Genomic DNA, 18,168 nt, shown 5'->3' on the forward strand with positions numbered 1-18,168 from the left:
TCAACTCAGGAATAAACCTCCCGTACCACATATAGCGGCCGCTTGCGAGATGCGTCCAGCCCACGCCACACGTACTCGCCAATTACCCCCAGCGCAATCATCTGAAAAGCTGATACGAAGAGCATAACGACCATGAGCGTGGTCCAGCCGGCGGGCTCGTCGGGACTGGCAATTTTGAGGGCAATCACATAGAGGCCGTAAACGAGGGCAATTAATCCCAACCCCAGGCCCAGTACGGAAATGGCCCGAATGGGCACGAAAGAGAATGCCAGCAGCGAATCGACCAGCAGCTTGATTTTTTTGGAAAGCGTCCAGCGCGACTTGCCGATTTCCCGCTTGCGGCGGGTGTAGGGGATGTTGACGTAGGCAAAGCCCAGCCATACCATGAGGTAGAACACGTTGGAGTTGCGCTCGTGCAGCTTTAGCACCTCGGTGGCTACCTGCCGGTCGAAAAATACGAAGTCGAAGCCACCGTCGGGAATGTTGCTCAGGGCCAGGTTCTTCATCAGCCAATGAAACAGCTTGGCCATGGCCACGGACAGGCCGGTATCTTCCCGGCCCTGGCGGTTGCCGATGACCAGCTTAATGCCCTGTTGCCAGTAGCCGTACATCTCCACCATCAGCTCGGGGGGGTCCTGCAGGTCGGCGGTGATGACGGACAGGCAGTCGCCGGTGGCATAGGCCATGCCGGCCACGATGGCGTTGTAGGAGCCCACATTGCCGGCCAAATCCACGATGCGAATGCGGCCGGGGTACAGGTCCTGCGCCCGCCGCAGGGCCCCCAGGGTGTCGTCGCCGGAGCCATCGTTCACGAATATGTACTCGAACGTGACTTCGGGCGCGAAATTTGCTTCGTTCGCCACCAGCTCGCGGGTTGTCACCGGAATATTATCCTCGTTGAAGTAGCAGGGAACGATGACAGAGAGCTTAGGCATGGAAGGGGTAGATTGATTGGAACCGCGCGGGCGCGTTCGGCATAACTTTAAAGGCAGCCGGTTAGCGTACCGTGGACTCTGCGAGTACGCGCAGCATGTAGTTCACCACGCGGACTCGCAGGGTCCACGGTACTGATACCGCACTAGAATGCCCGAATGACATCGGCCACAGCGGCAACGTGCGCTTCGGTCATGCCGGGCCACATGGGCAGGCTTAGGCAGGTATTGGCCAGCTCCTCGGCAATGGGGAAGCTGCCGGGCGCAAAGCCAAGCGCCTGATACGCCTGCTGCAAATGAGGCGGCACAGGGTAGTGAATCAGACTGCCGATGCCCTGGGCCGTGAGATGCTGCTGCAGGGCGGCGCGCTGGGGCGTGTGCACCACGTAGAGGTGGTAGACGTGGGTGGCACCCTCGGCCACGGCCGGCAGGTGCAGGTTGGGGATTCCAGCCAGGTGTTGGTCGTACCAGGCGGCCACCTGCTGGCGCTGGCGCGTCCATTCCGGCAGGTGCGGCAGCTTCACACGGAGCAGAGCCCCCTGCAGCTCGTCGAGACGGGAGTTGTAGCCCACTACTTCGTTGTAGTATTTCTGCTGTGAGCCATAGTTGCGCAGCACCTGCACCTTGTGGGCCAGGGCGGCATCGTTGGTGGTCACGGCCCCGGCATCGCCGAGGGCACCCAGGTTTTTACCGGGGTAGAAGCTGGTGCCATTCAAGTGCCCGAAGCTGCCGGTGAGCCCGCCCGCGAAAGCCGCTCCCTGCGACTGTGCATTGTCTTCCACCACGTAGAGGTTGTGCTGCGTGGCCAGGGCCATAATTTCCGTCATGCGGCAGGCTTGCCCATAGAGGTGCACCGGCATAATGGCACGGGTACGCGGCGTGAGGGCAGCGGCAATGCGAGCCGGGTCGAGGTTGCTGGTCGCGGGGTCGGGCTCAACGGGTACGGGCGTGGCGCCTACCTGCGTCACGGCCAGCCAGGTGGCGATGTAGGTGTTTGAGGGTACGATTACTTCGTCGCCGGGGCCTACGCCCAGCACGCGCAGGGCCAGCACCAAAGCATCGAGGCCGTTGGCCACGCCCACGGTGTGCGCCACTTGGTTGAATGCGGCATACTCCCGCTCAAACTGCTTTACTTCTTCGCCCAGCACGTACCAGTAGGAATCGTAGACGCGGCTGAAGGCGGCGGTCATGGCATCGCGCAGCGGGGCATGCTGGGGCTCAAAGCTCAGGAAAGGAATATTCATCGGAGTAGGAGTACTTGGTAGCGGGTAATAATCAATCCATCAGTCCATTGCAGGCCAGCACATGGCTGGTGGCCCCCAGCCGGAAGCCCAGCTTCTCGCAGGACCGAAATACGGCGTGGTTGGTGGCCTGCGTGGTCATGAGCACGGCTTCGTGGCCGGCAGCCTGGGCACGGCGCACGGTTTCGGCCATCAGCTTTACGTGCCAGCCGCGGTTGGCCGGGCCCACGGCCGTAAGCAACACCCGCGAAAGGGCTGTTCCCAATGCGTGCGCATCATGAGCAAGGTCGCTAATGGCCAAGAAAGAATCGACTGGCAAATCGGGCTGGTCAGGCACCAGCACCACATCGGCCAGGCCGGCAGCTACCGTGTTTTCGGCGTAGCGGGCCAGGTAGGCATCGGCTCGCGCAGTGCCAAACCAAGAATCGGCATGAAAACGGTCGTAAGCGTTGCGAGCGGTAGCCGCTACCTGACCAACGAGGGCGGCCTCCCCTACCGCAGCCGGGCGAACCGAGTAGCGTGGATAGTCGAAAGACGGGAGTTGGTCGCGGTAGTAAGTCAGGCGGGTTTCCACCAATTGCCAGCCGGCCCCGGTGAGGGCCTGCAACAGCCGAATATCCTCGGCCGGAACCACGCTGAAAGCATAGTAAACAGCTCCATGCCGGGCGGCCAGCCGCTGGCGCAGCTCAGTAGCAGCCTGCGTCATCTGGGTCGGACTGGTCATTCCATCGAACAAAGCAGTGAACAGCCGGTACATCGGCGCATTGAAGTAGCCCGAATCCCAGGTCAGGTGCTGGAGCAGCCATTGCACGTCGCCAGAGGCAGCCGCAACAATTTCCGCTCCGGCCTCCTGCTGCCAGCGGGTGGCGGCCCCGGTGCCAAACAGTTCCTGTTGATGCTCAGCAGCGAGCTGCCGCAGAAAGTAATAGGGTGAATAATAGGCTAGCTCAGCGCGGCGGGCAGCCACGAACGGGCTCAGGCTTTGGGTGCCCATTGCTGACGAAACGCTTCGTAATCACGAATATAATCATCCTCCGCATACGGCTGAGAAGCTAGGGCAAGCTGCACTGCCGTGTGCGAGTACTGCATGGTATGCCAGGCAGAAGGCGGCACATACAGGCCCACATTGGGGTCTTCGAGTCGAAAGAGCTGAATGTCGCCGTCGGCCATTTCCGTAGTGACGATGATGCGGCCCGCCACGGCAACTAGTACCTGCTCGGTGCGGTGGTGGGCATGGCGGCCCCGCACGATGCTTTCCGGCGTGTAATACGTCCAGAAGACCCGCTGCACCGCGAAGGGCAGCGGGTCCTTGGCGTTTTCGCCCACCGAAATGTAGCCAATGCCCGGTCCCCCCAGCTTGGGAAACTCGATAAGGTGGGGGGCAGGATAATCGGCCATCGGAAACGCTATTTAACGTGTTCTTTGAAATACTCCAGCGTGCGGCGCAGGCCCTCGGCGCGGTCGACCTTGGGCTCCCAGCCCAGGATTTCGCGGGCTTTGGTGATGTCGGGCTTACGCTTCATGGGGTCGTTTTCGGGTAGGGCCTGGAAGGTCGGCTTGAACTCGACGCCGGTGAGGCGGGCAATTTCTTCGCCGAACTCCTTGATAGTGATTTCATCGGGGTTGCCGATGTTTACGGGCAGGTGGTAGTCGCTGAGCAGCAGGCGGTAAATACCTTCCACCAAGTCGTCCACGTAGCAGAACGAGCGGGTCTGCATACCGTCGCCAAACACGGTCAGATTCTCGCCGCGCAGGGCCTGTGAGAGGAAAGCGGGCAATACGCGGCCGTCATTGAGACGCATGCGTGGGCCGTAGGTGTTAAAAATGCGGATGATGCGCGTTTCCAAGCCGTGGTGGTTGTGGTAGGCCATGGTAATGGCCTCCTGGAAGCGCTTGGCTTCGTCGTAGCAGCCACGGGGTCCTACGGGGTTCACGTTGCCAAAATACTCCTCCACCTGGGGGTGAACTTCGGGGTCGCCGTACACTTCCGAGGTGCTGGCAATCAGCATGCGGGCACCTTTCACTCGCGCCAGGCCCAGTAGGTTGTGCGTGCCGAGTGAGCCCACTTTCAGGGTCTGAATCGGAATCTTGAGGTAGTCAATCGGCGAGGCCGGCGAGGCAAAGTGCAGGATATAATCCAGTTTGCCGGGCACGAACACGAACTTGCTCACATCGGCCTGATGAAACTCAAAATCGGGCCGGCCAAAAAGGTGCTCGATGTTTTGGAGCGAACCCGTAATCAGGTTGTCCATCGCCACTACCTGATAGCCCTCTTTCAGGAACCGGTCGCAGAGGTGCGAGCCCAGGAAACCGGCACCGCCGGTGATAAGGACACGCTTTTTTTCTTCGGAAGTATTGGTCATAAAATGCTTTTGTCATCCTGAGCGCAGCGAAGGACCTTATCACGTCCGCGCCGCTCGGGTAAATAGTAATCCTGAAAAGTGCAGCCGCAATAAGGTCCTTCGCTGCGCTCAGGATGACAGACTTGTTATTAAGCAGCCGGCTCCTTATGGTCGGTTTTGATGCCGATACAGTGGTATACGAAGCCCAACGCTTTCATTTCGGCGGGCTCGTAGATATTGCGGCCGTCGAAAATGACCTGCTGCTTCATCAGGCGCGACACTACGTTGAAGTTGGGCACCCGGAATTCGGGCCATTCCGTCACGATGAGCAAGGCGTCGGCGTCAATCAGCGCATCGAACTCGTCCTTGGCGTAAGTGATGCTCTCGCCGAGCGAGTGCTTGGCTTCGGGCATGGCCACGGGGTCGTAGGCGGTGACGGTGCAACCGGCGGCCAGCAGCTTTTCGATGATAACCAGCGAAGGTGCTTCGCGCATATCGTCGGTCTTGGGCTTGAAGGACAGGCCCCATACGGCAATTTTCAGGCCGCGCAGGTCGCCGCCGAAGTGCTTACTGACCTTGTTGAAAAGCACCGATTTCTGGTCTTCGTTTACGCTTTCTACAGCGCGGAGCACCTGCATGTCGTAGCCGTTTTCCTGGGCGGTTTTGATGAGCGCCTTCACATCCTTGGGGAAGCAGGAGCCGCCGTAGCCGATGCCAGGGTAGATAAACTTGGTGCCGATGCGGGCATCGGAGCCAATGCCGCGGCGCACCATATTCACGTCGGCCCCCATGATTTCGCACAGGTTGGCCACGTCATTCATGAAGCTGATTTTGGTGGCCAGCATGGAGTTGGCCGCGTATTTCGTCATTTCGGCCGACGGGATATCCATGAAGATAATCGGGTGGCCGTTGAGCAGGAAGGGCTTGTAGAGCTTAGTCATCACCTCTTCGGCGCGCTCCGAGGCCACGCCCACCACAATGCGGTCGGGCTTGAGGAAGTCGTCGATGGCAGCTCCTTCTTTCAGAAACTCGGGGTTGGAAGCCACGTCGAATTCAACATTTGCACCGCGCTTGGCCAGGGCCTGCTCGATTTCGGCGCGCACTTTGGCGGCCGTGCCCACGGGCACTGTGCTTTTGGTGACGATGACGCCGTAGCTGTTCATGTTCTCGCCAATGCCGCGAGCCACGGCCAGCACGTATTTCAGGTCAGCCGAGCCGTCTTCGCCGGGCGGAGTGCCCACCGCAATAAAGGCCACATCGCAGTCTTTTATGGCTTCGGCCAGATTAGTGGAGAAGTGCAAGCGCCCTTTTTCCACATTGCGGGTCACCATCTCCTCCAAGCCCGGCTCGTAAATCGGTAAAATACCTTGGTGAAGATTGTCAATCTTTTTCTGGTCGATGTCAATGCACGTTACCTCAATGCCCACTTCGGCAAAGCACGTACCCGTTACCAAACCGACGTAGCCGGTGCCTACAACTGCTATTTTCATAAGATGCGGAATGCGCAGAGATTAATAATTAATTGAGCAAATTTAGGTCCTTACGGCCCACTCCACCGAAACTCTAGGCCACCGCTTAGCCTTATGCCAAAGAATAAGCAGGAGAATACTTTCTTACAACCACTGATTATGAACTATTTAACACTTATTACAATTTGAAAATCAACTTCATAATTTTGCAGAATAGCTCGCTGCCGGGCGCTGTGGCCTTCAAACTGGTATGCCGGATACTTCATGAAGTAAGGCACATCGGCCACAACTTTTCCGGGGCGCAGGTGCACGGCACGATAACAGGTGACGGGATAGAGGTAAGCGAAATTCAATAGTTGAAAAGCGGGCGTAGCGTGCTTTTGCGTGAGCTGGCGGCGCAGGCGCGGACCGAATAGCCGGTAGGACATCAGGTGCTCGTCGCACACACTCACCGGGCTGGCGGCAATCTGCTGGTAATCAAAGATGCCCGCGCGATACGCGACATCGCAGGGATAGTCGACGGCCAAGTAGCCAATCAGGAAAACCCCGAAATGCCCTAAAGCAATGCTGCCACTACCCCAATAGAGCCAGGCGCGGGACTGCACCGTGCGGCCAGCGGCGCGCAAGGCCACCAGCGCGCCCATGATGATGAAAGGCACAAAAAAGTGCAGCGTACGGCCATAAAACACCAGCTTATGGCCCACCTGCACCACCAGGGCATAGCCCAACCAGCCCAAAAGGACGGCCGTAATCAGGCACGCCAGCCCTCGTTCAGCACCGGAAACATCGGCTGATGAATAGAACCGCACACTAAGCCCCCACCCCACCCCGAACAACACCAATAGGCTTATGCCGAGCCAGCCTTCCACCTGCCGAAAATAGCTGCCGATGAAGCTAAACCCCTCATCAAAGCTGCCCTGGGTGACCGTGGTGGCAATATAGCGGCTGCTGGCCCAGTACGAAGTATCGCCCAGCCGGGCCAAGCCTTCGAAGGCCAGCAATACCGCCAGCATGCCGGCCAATTGCGCAACGAACGGTTTCAGCGAACGCAGCCAACCGTTGCGAGTAGCCTCGAAATTTGCCAGCAGCGCCAGAGCCAGCAGTAATAAAGGGGCCATGAAATAGCCGGGATAAATGGTGTAGCTGACACCACCCATTACGCCAATAATTACCTGAAAACGACTGCTAAGGACTGCCCTTGGTCGAAGCAGCACCAGAAGCGCCAGAAAAAAGAAGAATAGCGAATGGTCGTAGGGCAGCAGGTGGCGCAGATAGAGGTTGGTATTCACCAGGCTCGAGTACAGGGCGAGGCCCAACAGCGCCAGGCCGACACTAAAAAAGCGGCGGTAGATACGGTACAGAAGCAACGCATTTAGGCTCACGATGAGCACGTTGAACGCCTGCGGTACTTGCAGCGAGGGCGGGGCATTGGGGTTCAGGTCGAAGACAAGCAGCAGGATGGCCTGGCCCAGCCCCGGGATGGCCCGCCAGATGCCATCGCCGGGCCGGGCCCCCATGGAGTTGATGTAGCGCAGAAATTCCTGCCCGTGGCCTTCGCCGAGGGCGCGCAGGCCCAGCATGGCGTTGATGTAGCGCGACTCATCCACGAAGGCCATGGTGCCTTTGCCAATCAGGCTGAGGCGCGCCAAGGTGACCAGCACACCAACTAAAAGGGCCAGCCGTTGCGGCCGGCCCACCTGGTGCCACCAATGGCGCAAACACCAGAGAGAATTCGGTATCAATAACTTAGGCCATGTACTGCTTCCACCACGTCTGGAAGACGATGAGGCCCCAGATGCGGGCGTGCACATCGCCGGGGCTGCGCGAGAACAGCTGCTTTTTGAGGGCGCCGATGGCCTGCACGTCGAAAATGCCCTGGGCTTCGATGAAGTCGTCGCGCAGCAGGTCGTCCTCAATCAGGCTGCGCAGCTCGCCGCGCATCCACTTCAACAGGGGCACTTCGAAGCCGTGCTTGGGACGGTCATAGAGCTCAACGGGCAGCTCGGCGCGGAAAGCGTCCTGCACGATGCGCTTCTTCATCGTGGCGTCCACCTTGCTGGTAACGGGGATGGAAAAGGCGAAATCGACCACTTTGTAGTCGAGGAAGGGTGTGCGCACTTCCAGCGAGTTGGCCATGCTCATCATGTCCACTTTCGTGAGCATGTCGTAGGGCAGCACCAGGGTCATGTCGGTGAGCAGCACTTCGTTGAGGTCACCGTCGGCGTGCAGGTGCTCCAGAATGTCCTTGCGGCGCTTGGCGGCGGCTTTCTTGCCCACCTTGCGGCGGCTGGCGGCGCTGAGCAGGGTGTTGGCATCGGTGGCCGAGGCGAAGCTGGCCCAGTCCCAGTACCGGTCTTTCACGCCGGCCGTCATGCCGCGCGAGAAGCGCTGGAGCTGCCGCACGCGGTTGCCAAAGAAGCTGTTGCGCGACTTGGGCAACGCGTCCCATACGAAGCCCAGGGCCGTGACGGCCTCGGCCTTCACACCGCCCTGGCGCACCTTGAACTCGCCCATGTGCTTGTTGTAGCCGCCGAACATCTCGTCGGCCCCGTCGCCGCTTAGGGCCACGGTGACGTGCTGGCGGGTGCGCTGGCTGAGGATGTACACGGCCAGGGCCGAGGAGTCGGCAAACGGCTCATCCAAGTAATCCAGCATGCTGTGGATGTGCTCGTAGAGGTCGTCGTTGGTGAGCGAGAAAACCGTGTGGTTGGTCTTGTGGCGGGCGGCCACGAGGTTGGCGTACTTGGTTTCGTCGAAGAAGGGCTCGTCTTTGAAACCGATGCTGAACGTGTTGAGATGCGGCGTGTGGCGGGCGGCCAGCGCGGTAATCACGCTGGAGTCGATGCCGCCGCTGAGGAAAGCGCCGAGGGGCACATCAGCCACGAGGCGGCGCTGCACGGCCCCGTCCATGAGGTCGACCAGCTTGTGCTGCTGCTGCTCGTAGGTGAGCTTGTTTTTAGCGACTTTTTTGGGGTCGTAGGGAATTTTGTACCACGCCTTGCCCACCACCTTGTTGTTCTTGATATACAGGTAGTGGCCGGGCAGCATCTTCTTCACGCCCTTGAAAATGCTGGCGGGGCCGGGGATGTAGTTGAGCTGCAAATACTGGCTCAGGGCCACGAAATCAAGCTTGCGCGGCACGCCTAGGGCCATCATCGACTTCATCTCCGACGCCAGAAACAGCTTGTCCTCGTCGCGGTAGATGAGCAGGGGTTTCACGCCGTATCGGTCACGAGCGATGAGCAGCGAGTTTTCCTCCTTATCGTAGATGGAGAAGGCGAAAAAGCCGTTCAGCTTTTTGATAAAGCTGCGGCCCTCGGTGATGTAGAGCTGGAGGATAACCTCCGTATCGGTCTGGGAATGAAAGGTACAGCCGCGCTTAATCAGCTTTTCGCGCAGCTCGCGGTAGTTGAATATCTCGCCGTTGAAAACGATTGTATAGCGCCCCGACGCGTCGGTCATCGGCTGGTTGCCGTCGGCCGAAAGGTCGAGGATGGCCAGCCGGCGGAAGCCCAGACCGCATTGGTCGTAGACGAAGTGGCCCTCCGAGTCGGGTCCGCGGCGAATGATGGCGTCGGTAGACGCTTGCAGGTTGGCCAGCGACTGACGACCTGTTTCCGTAAAGGCAAATACTCCAGTTATTCCACACATAGTCGCCCGCAAAAGTACGACCCCGCAACCTAAAGGCCAGCCTCGTGGTATTGTCTGAACCGCGGATTTATTGGATTCAATGAATTTCGCGGATTTTGTGGGCCAACCGGCCTTCAATTCTGCCTTTCCCAAAAACGTTATTCCCCACCGCCAGGCGGACTACTCCTCCCCTTGCACCAATTAATCAACCATTCTTTCAGCCCTCCCCATGGACATCAACGAGCAATTTCAGGCTGCGGCCCAGCAAGTAAATAACCTCCCCGGCGACGTAGCTGCCCAGCACATGACCGAGCTTTACGGGTTGTATAAGCAGGCCACCGAAGGCGACGTCAACATGAAAAGTGACGAAGTAGACGCTACCGCCGCCGACCAGGCAAATGGGCCCGCCGGCCTCTCGCAGGCCCAGTGGGACTCCTGGAACCAGTTTAAAGGCGTGCCGGAAGAAGAAGCCAAGCAGCGCTACATCGCCAAAACGGCCGAAATAACCGGTGCCGCCAAACCGGCCACGGAAGCCAGCGAAGTACCCACCGACGGCCAGACCGGCGCCCCCAGCACCACCGACCACGGCGGGCTGCGCGGCGATATAAAGGCCGGCACGCCTTATGGCGGCGAGGACAAGCTGAAAGACCAGCAGGCGAAATAAGCTGCTCTATTCAAAGGGTATTACCCTCATCCTATTGGTATAGCGAAAGCCAGTTCCTCACGGGATTGGCTTTTGTTTTGACCCGAAAACGCCCGGCCAGAAACTTGTTGGTACGGCGATAGTTGTCGGGCTCCCGGCGGGCAGTATTATTGCCACCCGGCGGCAGCTGGCCGCTACTCCCCTACTCTGTTTTTGCGCTTTATGGACCGTCGACTTTTCCTCAACCAAAGTACCCGCGTGGCCCTCACGGCCGCCCTCCTGCCCGCCGTGGCCTGCCAGACCACGCCCGACAAGCCCACCGCTGATGCGCCCGCCGGCGCTCCGGCGGCGGAAGCAACGGCGGGCACCGGCGCGGCCGACAATTTCGAGTTGCAGGAGCTGACCGTGGCCGATTTACAGGACCGCATGGCCAAGGGCACCGAAACCGCCCGCAGCCTGAGCGAAAAATACCTGGCCCGCATTAAGGCCCTGAATGAGGCCGGGCCGATGCTGCGCGCCGTTATCGAAACCAATCCCGATGCTCTCACCATTGCCGACGGCCTCGATAAGGAGCGCAAGGCCGGCAAGCTGCGCGGCCCGCTGCACGGCATTCCGGTCCTAATTAAGGATAATATTGATAGCGGCGACCAGATGATGACCACGGCCGGGGCGGCGGCGCTCATTGGGCACAAAGCGAAGCAGGATGCTTTCATCGTGCAGAAGCTACGGACCGCCGGGGCCGTGCTGCTGGGCAAAACTAACCTGAGCGAATGGGCCAATTTCCGGTCCTCGCACTCGGTAAGCGGCTGGAGCAGCCGGGGCCGCCAAACGCGCAACCCCTACGCGCTGGACCGTAGCACCAGCGGCAGCAGCTCGGGCTCGGGGGCCGCAGCATCGGCCAATTTATGTGCCATAGCCATTGGGACTGAGACGGATGGCTCAGTGGTGTCGCCATCGGCGGTGAATGGCCTGGTGGGCCTCAAACCCACGGTGGGCCTGCTGAGCCGCAGCGGCATCATCCCGATTTCGAGCACGCAGGATACGGCCGGCCCCATGGCCCGCACCGTGCGCGACGCGGCTATTTTGCTGGGCGCGCTGGCCGGCCCCGACCCGGCTGACCCGGCCCGGCTGCCCATTCCCCAGGGCAGACTGACCGACTACACGGCTTTTCTCAAGCCGGATGCGCTGAAAGGCCAGCGCCTGGGCGTGGAAAAATCCCACCTCAACGGCCCGCCCGCCGTGGCTGCCCTGCTGAAAGAAGCCGTGGCCGCGCTAAAGGCCCAGGGCGCCACCATTGTAGAAGTAGAGCTGAACAAGCTGGTCAACCCGCTGGGCGAGGCCGAATTTGAGGTGCTGCTCTATGAGTTCAAGGACGGCGTGAATAAGTACCTGGCCAACGCCGGGGCCAGCATGAAAAATCTGGCCGATGTTATCGCATACAACAAGGCCCACGCCGCCGAGGCCATGCCGTTTTTCCAGCAGGAAACCCTCATTCGGGCCGAAGCTACCGACGGGCTGAATAACCCTAAATACAAAGCTGCCGTGCAAAAAACCGTGACCGGAGCCAGCCAGGCCATCGACGGCCTGCTGAAAACCCAGCAGCTCAACGCCATTATCGGCGTGACCACCGGCCCGGCCTGGTGCATCGACTGGGTGAACGGCGACTACTCGACGGGCGTCGATTTTTCGTCGCCGGCGGCCATGGCGGGCTACCCGCACCTCACCGTGCCCATGGGGCAGGTGCTGGGGCTGCCGGTGGGCCTGTCGTTTGTGGGCTCGGCATATCAGGAAGGGCTGCTGTTGGCGCTGGGCTATGCCTATGAGCAAGCCACGCACAAACGGGCAGCCCCGAAGCTTTTACCGACGGTGCAGGCGTAAAACCTTTTTAATAAGGAATATGCGTCTGTCATCCTGAGCGCAGCGAAGGACCTTATCACGTATGCGTCCGTGTGGTATTTCTACCAAGGGCTCACGCGTGATAAGGTCCTTCGCTGCGCTCAGGATGACAGATGGCACTTAGAAAATCTTCCCCGGGTTCAGAATGCCATTCGGGTCGAACACGCCTTTGATGCCGCGCATCAGGTTCAAATTAGCTTCTTTCAGGGCGATGCCGATGTAGCCTTTCTGCACCAACCCGATGCCGTGCTCGCCGGAAATGGTGCCGCCGAGCTTTACGCAGAGCTCGAAAATTTCGGAGATGGGCTGGCGCAGGCCCACGTTCCACATCTCGTCGTCTAGGTCGCCGCGGATGATGTTGACGTGCAGGTTGCCGTCGCCGGCGTGGCCGTAGCACACGGTTTTGAAACCGTAGCGGGCTCCTATTTCCTTCACGCCTTTGAGCAGCGTGGGCAGCTCGGCGCGGGGCACCACGGTGTCTTCTTCCTTATACACGGAATTGTAGCGCACCGAATTGCCGATGTTGCGGCGAATCTTCCACAGGTCGTCCTTCTGGCCGGCTGTATCGGCGAGGAGGATTTCGCCTACATCGTAGTGCTCCAGCACGCCGTACACCTGCTCGGCTTCCTTATAAAGCTGGTCCAGGTCCTGGCCATCGAGCTCGATGAGCAGGTGAGCCTGAATATCCTCGGGCAGGGTGAGCGGAATTTTCAAATAATCCGAAGACCAGGCAATGGCTTCGCGCTCCATGAACTCCATGCCCGAGGGGATGATGCCGGCCCGGAACACGGCCGAAACCGCCTCCGCCGCCTGCGCTACCTGCCGGAAGGGTACCAGCATCAGAATATTATGCTGCGGGAACGGCAGGAGCCGGAACACCACTTTGGTGATGATGCCCAGCGTGCCCTCCGAACCCACCATGAGTTGGGTGAGGTTGTAGCCGGTGGAATTTTTGAGGGTGTTGGCGGCCGTCCAGATAATTTCGCCGGTGGGCAGCACCACCTGCAGATTCAGCACGTAGTCGCGGGTAGTGCCGTATTTCACGGCTTTGGGGCCGCCGCTGCTGTGGGCCAGGTTGCCGCCCAGAAAGCAGCTGCCTTTGCTGGCCGGGTCGGGCGGGTAAAACAGGCCCACTTCCTTCACGGCGTTCTGAAACGCCTCGTTCACTACGCCGGGCTCCACGGTGGCCTGCAGGTTGCGCTCGTCAATCTGGATAATCTTGTTGAGCCGCTCGGTGCTCAACACCACGCCGTGGTGCAGGGGCAGCGCGCCGCCGCTCAGGCCGGTGCCCGCTCCGCGCGGCGTGACGGGGATGCGGTGCTCGTGGCACAGGCGCATAATCCGGCTGATTTCGTCGGCATCGGCGGGGCGCAGCACCACATCGGGCGCAAAATGAAGGTCTTCGGTGTGGTCGCGGCCGTAGTCGGCGTAGGCATCGGCGGTGGCCGTCGCTTCGGCGCGCTGGGCCGTGAGAACGTGCGCCGGGCCGACGATGGCCTCGAAGGCAACAATTAATTCGGGGGTAAGGGCGTTAAAATTCATGAGCGGTCAAGCTGGAAAGGCCGTGTAAACTATCTTTGCGGCCGATGGGGAGGGTGACAACGAAGATACTACCGCTGCTGCTGCTGACTTTGGTCTTGTTAGCCAGCTGCCACCGCAAGCTTAACTATCGCGACGGCCAATACCGCTCGGCCCGCGAAATGGTGCGCCTGAAAAAGGGCGGCCGGGTGAGCCCGACCGGCAAATCCAAGGTCGTGCGGGCCGCCCCCAACGGCGCCAAAACCAAAGTGGTAACCAAGCGCCCTGCCCGCGCGGGCAGCGCCACCGGCACCCTGGCCTCCGTGATTGAGGCCGCTCGCTCCTACCAGGGCACGCCTTATCTATACGGCGGCACCACGCGCCTGGGCCTCGACTGCTCGGGCCTGCTGCAATTATCTTTTGGCGAGGCTGGTGTCACTATTCCGCGCTCGTCCAATGAGCAGGCCGTGTGGGGCGACCCCGTGAAATCCACTGATTTACGGCCCGGCGATTTAGTATTTTTTGGGGGTTCGCCCGGCAGCCGCACCATCACCCACGTGGGAATGGTGACCGTAGCCGACGACGATGGCGTCGATTTTATCCACGCCTCAACTTCGCTGGGCGTCGTGGAGAACAGTCTGGAGTCTGATTATTACCTCAGCCGGTTTATTCGGGCCGTGCGGCCCCGCCTATAAGGTATTAGCCCATTATCTTTGCCAGCCAAACAACTGATTTGGGCGATATTAATCAATGGTAAAATTTACGTAATATTGACCTTTTCTGCTCCGTCGTACCTTTGTCCCGCTTTTACAAAGCTCACTGTTTCCACCAACTTTTTTCAACATGAATAATTTACGTTTACGCCACTTGCTACTGCTGGCGCTGATGCTCCTGACGGCCCGCCTGGGCTGGAGCCAAGGCGCGACCACAGCAGCTATGAGCGGAGTTATCTCCGATAAGACCGGTGCGGGCCTGCCCGGTGCCACCGTAATTGCCGTTCATACCCCCACCAACACGCAGTATGTAGCGCCCACCAACTCCGATGGCCGCTTCAACATCCAAGGCATGCGCGTAGGCGGTCCCTACACAGTGAAAGTAACTTTTGTAGGCTATCAGGACGTTCTTCGGGAAGGCATCAACCTGGCCCTGGGCCAGAACCAGCGCCTCGACCTGCAACTGAATGACGCTACCACGCAGCTGAACGAAGTAACGGTAAGCGGCACCCGCGACCGGATAATCAACGCCGGCCGCACTGGCGCTGAAACCAACATCAGCCGCGACCAGATTAACCAGCTGCCCACGCTGAACCGTTCGCTCAACGACTTCACCCGCCTCACGCCCCAGGCTAACGGTGGTGGCAGCTCGTCGTTTGGCGGCAGCAACAACCGTTACAACAACATCACCATCGACGGCGCCGTGAACAACGACGTGTTTGGTCTTGCCGGCTCGGGCACTCCCGGCGGCCAGGCAGGCACCAACCCCATCGCCCTCGATGCCATCGACCAGATTCAGGTGGTGCTGGCTCCGTACGATGTGACCCAAGGCAACTTCACCGGCGCGGGCGTGAACGCCATCACGCGTTCGGGCAGCAATGATTTGTCGGCCTCCATCTACGGTTTCGGCCGCAACCAAAACACGATTGGCAAGAGCGTGACCGAACCCCGCGTGAAAGCCGACCAGTTTTCGAACTACCAGACGGGTTTCCGGGTGGGTGGTGCCGTGGTGAAGAACAAAATGTTCTTCTTCCTGAACGGAGAAATTGCCCGCAACAACACGCCACTCGGCTTTGTGCCCGGCACCGGCGACTCGCAGGCCAGCATTGCCAACCTGCAGCGCATTGCTACGGCAGCCAACACTTCGCGCTACGGTTTTTATGACGTAGGCTCGTATGGCGACATTACGCGCCGCACCGAGAGCAACAAGATTTTTGCTCGTCTGGACTTTAACCTGTCGGAAAATAATACCCTTACGCTGCGTCACAACTTCGTAAAGGCGTTTGACGACAACATTAGCCGTACGGCCAACAACATTCGCTTCGGCAACAACGCGTATAAGTTCAGCAACATGAGCAACAGCACGGTGGCCGAACTAAACTCGCGCTTCGCCGGTGGCTTCTCCAACAAGCTGATTCTGACTTACACCGCCATCCGCGATTCGCGCGATGTAGTAGGCCAGGCCGGCCCGGCTTTCCAGATTTCCGATGCCGGCATTACTTACAACATAGGCCAGGAGCGTAGCTCGGTAGCCAACCAGCTCGACCAGGACATTGTGGAAGTGACGGACAACCTGACCAAGGCGTTCGGTAAACACACCCTCACGATTGGCACGCACAACGAAGGCTTCAAGTTCCGCAACCTGTTCCTCAACAACGGGGCTGGCTACTACACCTTCACCTCGATTGCTAACTTTGAGCAGGGCAAAGCCACCAGCGTAACGTCCAGCTACCCCACCGCCGACAAAGGCGAAGCTACCTTCAAAGCGGCTCAGCTCGGTTTTTATGTTCAGGATGAGTACACGCCCGTTGAAAGCCTGCGCCTGACCTACGGCCTGCGCCTCGATGTACCGGTATTTATCAACAAGCCCGGCGACAATGTGGCCTTAAACACGGCTGTAGATGCTAACCGTCCAGGATTCGGCAGCGAATACAAAACCACCAACACGCCCAACGGCCAGCTGCTGTGGTCGCCCCGTATTGGCTTCAACTGGGACGTGGATAACAATGCCAAAGTGCAGGTGCGCGGCGGTACGGGTATCTTCTCGGGCCGTGTGCCGTTCGTGTGGATTTCCAACAGCTACACCAACAGTGGCCTGATTCAGGGCGGCGTGAGCCAGACGGCTCCTACCAACACTTTCCTGCCTTCTATCCCGCTTGCTTCGGCCGATATCCAGCAGGTGTACACCACGGCACCTTATTCGCCGGTGGCTACTTCGCAGATTAACCTGACGCGCAACGATTTCAAGTTGCCGCAGGTATGGCGCACCAACCTGGCCGTAGACTTCCGTCTGCCCGGTGACATTGTTGCCACGCTGGAAGGCATCTACTCCAAGACGCTCAACGACATCTACTATCAGGACATCAACCTGACCGCCCCGGTTGGTCGTCTTGCTGGCCCCGACCAGCGCCCGGTATATGCCAACTCGACCGCACTGCGCCGCGTTGACTCCCGCTACACCAACGTGTACCTGCTTGCCAACACCAGCCAGGGCTACCGCTATAACGCGTCGTTCCAGTTGCAGAAACGCTTCCTGAGCGGCCTGAACACCACGGCAGCTTACACCTATGGCGTAGCCAAGGAAATCAACAGCGGCATCAGCAGCACGGCTTCGTCAAACTTTGGCTTCAACCAGGTAGGTTTCGACCCCAACAACCCGGAAATTGGCTACTCGCGCAACGACCAGCGCCACCGCGTAATCGCCAGCGCTGGCTACACCTTCCGTTACGCCAACGATAAGCTGGCCACCACCCTTACCATGTTCTACGAAGGCCTGTCGGGCGCGCCGCTGACTTACATCTCCGGTCAGAACAGTGACCTGAACCGTGACGGCAGCACCGGCAACGACTTGCTCTACATTCCTACCGATGTGCGTGACCCCAGCCAAATCCGCCTGGTGGTACCTTCCGGCGACACGCGTACGCTGGCCGAAGTGCAGAATCAACTTGACGCCTTCATCAACAACGACCCTTACCTGAGCACGCACCGCGGCCAGGTGGCCGAGCGTTTCGCCGCCCGCCTGCCCTGGACGCACCAGATTGACATGCGCCTGGCGCAGGACATCTACTTCATGGCCGGTGGCAAGAAGAACAGCATCCAGCTCACCTTCGACGTTACCAACGTTGGCAACCTGCTCAACAACGACTGGGGCCGTCAGTACGCCGTATCGAACAACGCAGTGGAATTGCTGAAAGTAGAATCGACTGGTCCTGGCGTACAGCCGACCTTCTCGTTCCCTGCTTCCTATGCAACGGCTGGTATTCCATATACCATCTCTCCTTTCCTCTCGCGCTGGCAGGGGCAGTTGGGGGTTCGCTACACCTTCAACTAAGCATCCTCGCTTCATTTAACGCTGAAACGGGCAGGAAGAAATTCCTGCCCGTTTTTTTGTGCCTGATTGTTTGAGCGTTGTGTTGAATAACAGAAAAAAGTACGCTCAGCACTTGCCAAACCGCAAAATGGCTGTACTTTTGTCAAACCAAAGCGCAAATGGCACGGTGGTAAAACAAAAATCAGGGGGATTAGCTCAGTTGGCTAGAGCGCTTGCATGGCATGCAAGAGGTCATCGGTTCGACTCCGATATTCTCCACTGAAGAAGTGAATAAAGAAAAAGCCCGTTCAGTTTCCTGAATGGGCTTTTTCTTTATTCCAGGTTTGAGTTTATAAAAAATGCCCCCGGAAGTATTTCGCTTGTCCTTACCCAAAACTCAGAAAGCGCCGGCCAGTAGGTCGGCGCTTTTTTTGTGGGCGGGTAGTAGCTTTCGGACATGAGCATTTCAACAGG

General features: G+C 59.2%; 13 protein-coding genes and 1 tRNA gene. 5 read left to right on the plus strand and 9 right to left on the minus strand.

Annotated elements, in window-relative coordinates:
* Positions 1 to 5 precede the first annotated feature (5 nt).
* From HBN54_RS20270 to asnB, 8 genes are all read right to left on the minus strand, one after another.
* Positions 6 to 935, minus strand: coding sequence for a glycosyltransferase family 2 protein (locus tag HBN54_RS20270; RefSeq protein WP_168675056.1), 930 nt, complete (start codon positions 933 to 935; stop codon positions 6 to 8).
* Positions 936 to 1,078: 143 nt separating this feature from the next.
* Entirely contained in the window at positions 1,079 to 2,176 is a 1,098-nt protein-coding gene (locus tag HBN54_RS20275) for a DegT/DnrJ/EryC1/StrS family aminotransferase (protein ID WP_168675057.1), read from the minus strand.
* A gap of 31 nt (positions 2,177 to 2,207) precedes the next feature.
* On the minus strand, positions 2,208 to 3,167 hold the full coding sequence (locus HBN54_RS20280) for a hypothetical protein (RefSeq protein ID WP_168675058.1): 960 nt from the start codon (positions 3,165 to 3,167) through the stop codon (positions 2,208 to 2,210).
* Positions 3,149 to 3,571, minus strand: coding sequence for a sugar 3,4-ketoisomerase (locus HBN54_RS20285; RefSeq protein ID WP_168675059.1), 423 nt, complete (start codon positions 3,569 to 3,571; stop codon positions 3,149 to 3,151). The genes HBN54_RS20280 and HBN54_RS20285 overlap by 19 nt, the downstream gene beginning before the upstream one ends.
* A gap of 8 nt (positions 3,572 to 3,579) precedes the next feature.
* Positions 3,580 to 4,536: a UDP-glucuronic acid decarboxylase family protein gene (locus HBN54_RS20290; protein WP_168675060.1), complete on the minus strand. Its 957-nt coding sequence runs from the start codon at positions 4,534 to 4,536 to the stop codon at positions 3,580 to 3,582.
* A 128-nt stretch (positions 4,537 to 4,664) separates the two neighbouring features.
* The gene (locus tag HBN54_RS20295; protein ID WP_168675061.1) at positions 4,665 to 6,005 is read right to left on the minus strand and encodes a UDP-glucose dehydrogenase family protein; all 1,341 of its coding nucleotides are present in this window, start codon (positions 6,003 to 6,005) and stop codon (positions 4,665 to 4,667) included.
* Between the two features lie 143 nt (positions 6,006 to 6,148).
* Entirely contained in the window at positions 6,149 to 7,702 is a 1,554-nt protein-coding gene (locus tag HBN54_RS20300) for a glycosyltransferase family 39 protein (RefSeq protein WP_168675062.1), read from the minus strand.
* A gap of 28 nt (positions 7,703 to 7,730) precedes the next feature.
* Positions 7,731 to 9,635 carry an asparagine synthase (glutamine-hydrolyzing) gene (gene asnB, locus HBN54_RS20305; RefSeq protein WP_168675063.1) on the minus strand — a complete coding sequence of 635 codons (1,905 nt, stop codon included), beginning with the start codon at positions 9,633 to 9,635 and terminating at the stop codon, positions 7,731 to 7,733.
* Positions 9,636 to 9,843: 208 nt separating this feature from the next.
* On the opposite strand from asnB, the gene HBN54_RS20310 reads away from it, so the two are divergent.
* Both HBN54_RS20310 and HBN54_RS20315 read left to right on the plus strand, forming a co-directional pair.
* Positions 9,844 to 10,278: an acyl-CoA-binding protein gene (locus tag HBN54_RS20310; RefSeq protein ID WP_168675064.1), complete on the plus strand. Its 435-nt coding sequence runs from the start codon at positions 9,844 to 9,846 to the stop codon at positions 10,276 to 10,278.
* 201 nt (positions 10,279 to 10,479) lie between these two features.
* Positions 10,480 to 12,135, plus strand: a complete 1,656-nt coding sequence (locus HBN54_RS20315) for an amidase (protein ID WP_168675065.1) — start codon at positions 10,480 to 10,482, stop codon at positions 12,133 to 12,135.
* 138 nt (positions 12,136 to 12,273) lie between these two features.
* On the opposite strand, the gene HBN54_RS20320 is transcribed toward HBN54_RS20315, so the two are convergent.
* Complete coding sequence (locus HBN54_RS20320) at positions 12,274 to 13,695, minus strand: FAD-binding oxidoreductase (RefSeq protein WP_168675066.1); 1,422 nt, start codon at positions 13,693 to 13,695, stop codon at positions 12,274 to 12,276.
* A gap of 89 nt (positions 13,696 to 13,784) precedes the next feature.
* On the opposite strand from HBN54_RS20320, the gene HBN54_RS20325 reads away from it, so the two are divergent.
* From HBN54_RS20325 to HBN54_RS20335, 3 genes are all read left to right on the plus strand, one after another.
* A complete protein-coding gene (locus tag HBN54_RS20325) occupies positions 13,785 to 14,366 on the plus strand; it encodes a C40 family peptidase (RefSeq protein ID WP_235955627.1) in 582 nt (193 codons plus the stop codon).
* Positions 14,367 to 14,514: 148 nt separating this feature from the next.
* The gene (locus HBN54_RS20330; RefSeq protein WP_168675068.1) at positions 14,515 to 17,715 is read left to right on the plus strand and encodes a TonB-dependent receptor; all 3,201 of its coding nucleotides are present in this window, start codon (positions 14,515 to 14,517) and stop codon (positions 17,713 to 17,715) included.
* A 184-nt stretch (positions 17,716 to 17,899) separates the two neighbouring features.
* Positions 17,900 to 17,973, plus strand: a tRNA-Ala gene (locus HBN54_RS20335).
* Positions 17,974 to 18,168: the final 195 nt, after the last annotated feature.

Source organism: Hymenobacter artigasi (assembly GCF_012275535.1).
GTDB classification, from domain to species: Bacteria; Bacteroidota; Bacteroidia; order Cytophagales; family Hymenobacteraceae; genus Hymenobacter; species Hymenobacter artigasi.

Coding starts and splice junctions, on each gene's coding strand:
- HBN54_RS20270 (WP_168675056.1), bottom strand. CDS start 935: ATGCCTAAGCTCTCTGTCATCGTTCCCTGCTACTTCAACGAGGATAAT.
- HBN54_RS20275 (WP_168675057.1), bottom strand. CDS start 2,176: ATGAATATTCCTTTCCTGAGCTTTGAGCCCCAGCATGCCCCGCTGCGC.
- HBN54_RS20280 (WP_168675058.1), bottom strand. CDS start 3,167: ATGGGCACCCAAAGCCTGAGCCCGTTCGTGGCTGCCCGCCGCGCTGAG.
- HBN54_RS20285 (WP_168675059.1), bottom strand. CDS start 3,571: ATGGCCGATTATCCTGCCCCCCACCTTATCGAGTTTCCCAAGCTGGGG.
- HBN54_RS20290 (WP_168675060.1), bottom strand. CDS start 4,536: ATGACCAATACTTCCGAAGAAAAAAAGCGTGTCCTTATCACCGGCGGT.
- HBN54_RS20295 (WP_168675061.1), bottom strand. CDS start 6,005: ATGAAAATAGCAGTTGTAGGCACCGGCTACGTCGGTTTGGTAACGGGT.
- asnB (WP_168675063.1), bottom strand. CDS start 9,635: ATGTGTGGAATAACTGGAGTATTTGCCTTTACGGAAACAGGTCGTCAG.
- HBN54_RS20310 (WP_168675064.1), top strand. CDS start 9,844: ATGGACATCAACGAGCAATTTCAGGCTGCGGCCCAGCAAGTAAATAAC.
- HBN54_RS20315 (WP_168675065.1), top strand. CDS start 10,480: ATGGACCGTCGACTTTTCCTCAACCAAAGTACCCGCGTGGCCCTCACG.
- HBN54_RS20320 (WP_168675066.1), bottom strand. CDS start 13,695: ATGAATTTTAACGCCCTTACCCCCGAATTAATTGTTGCCTTCGAGGCC.
- HBN54_RS20330 (WP_168675068.1), top strand. CDS start 14,515: ATGAATAATTTACGTTTACGCCACTTGCTACTGCTGGCGCTGATGCTC.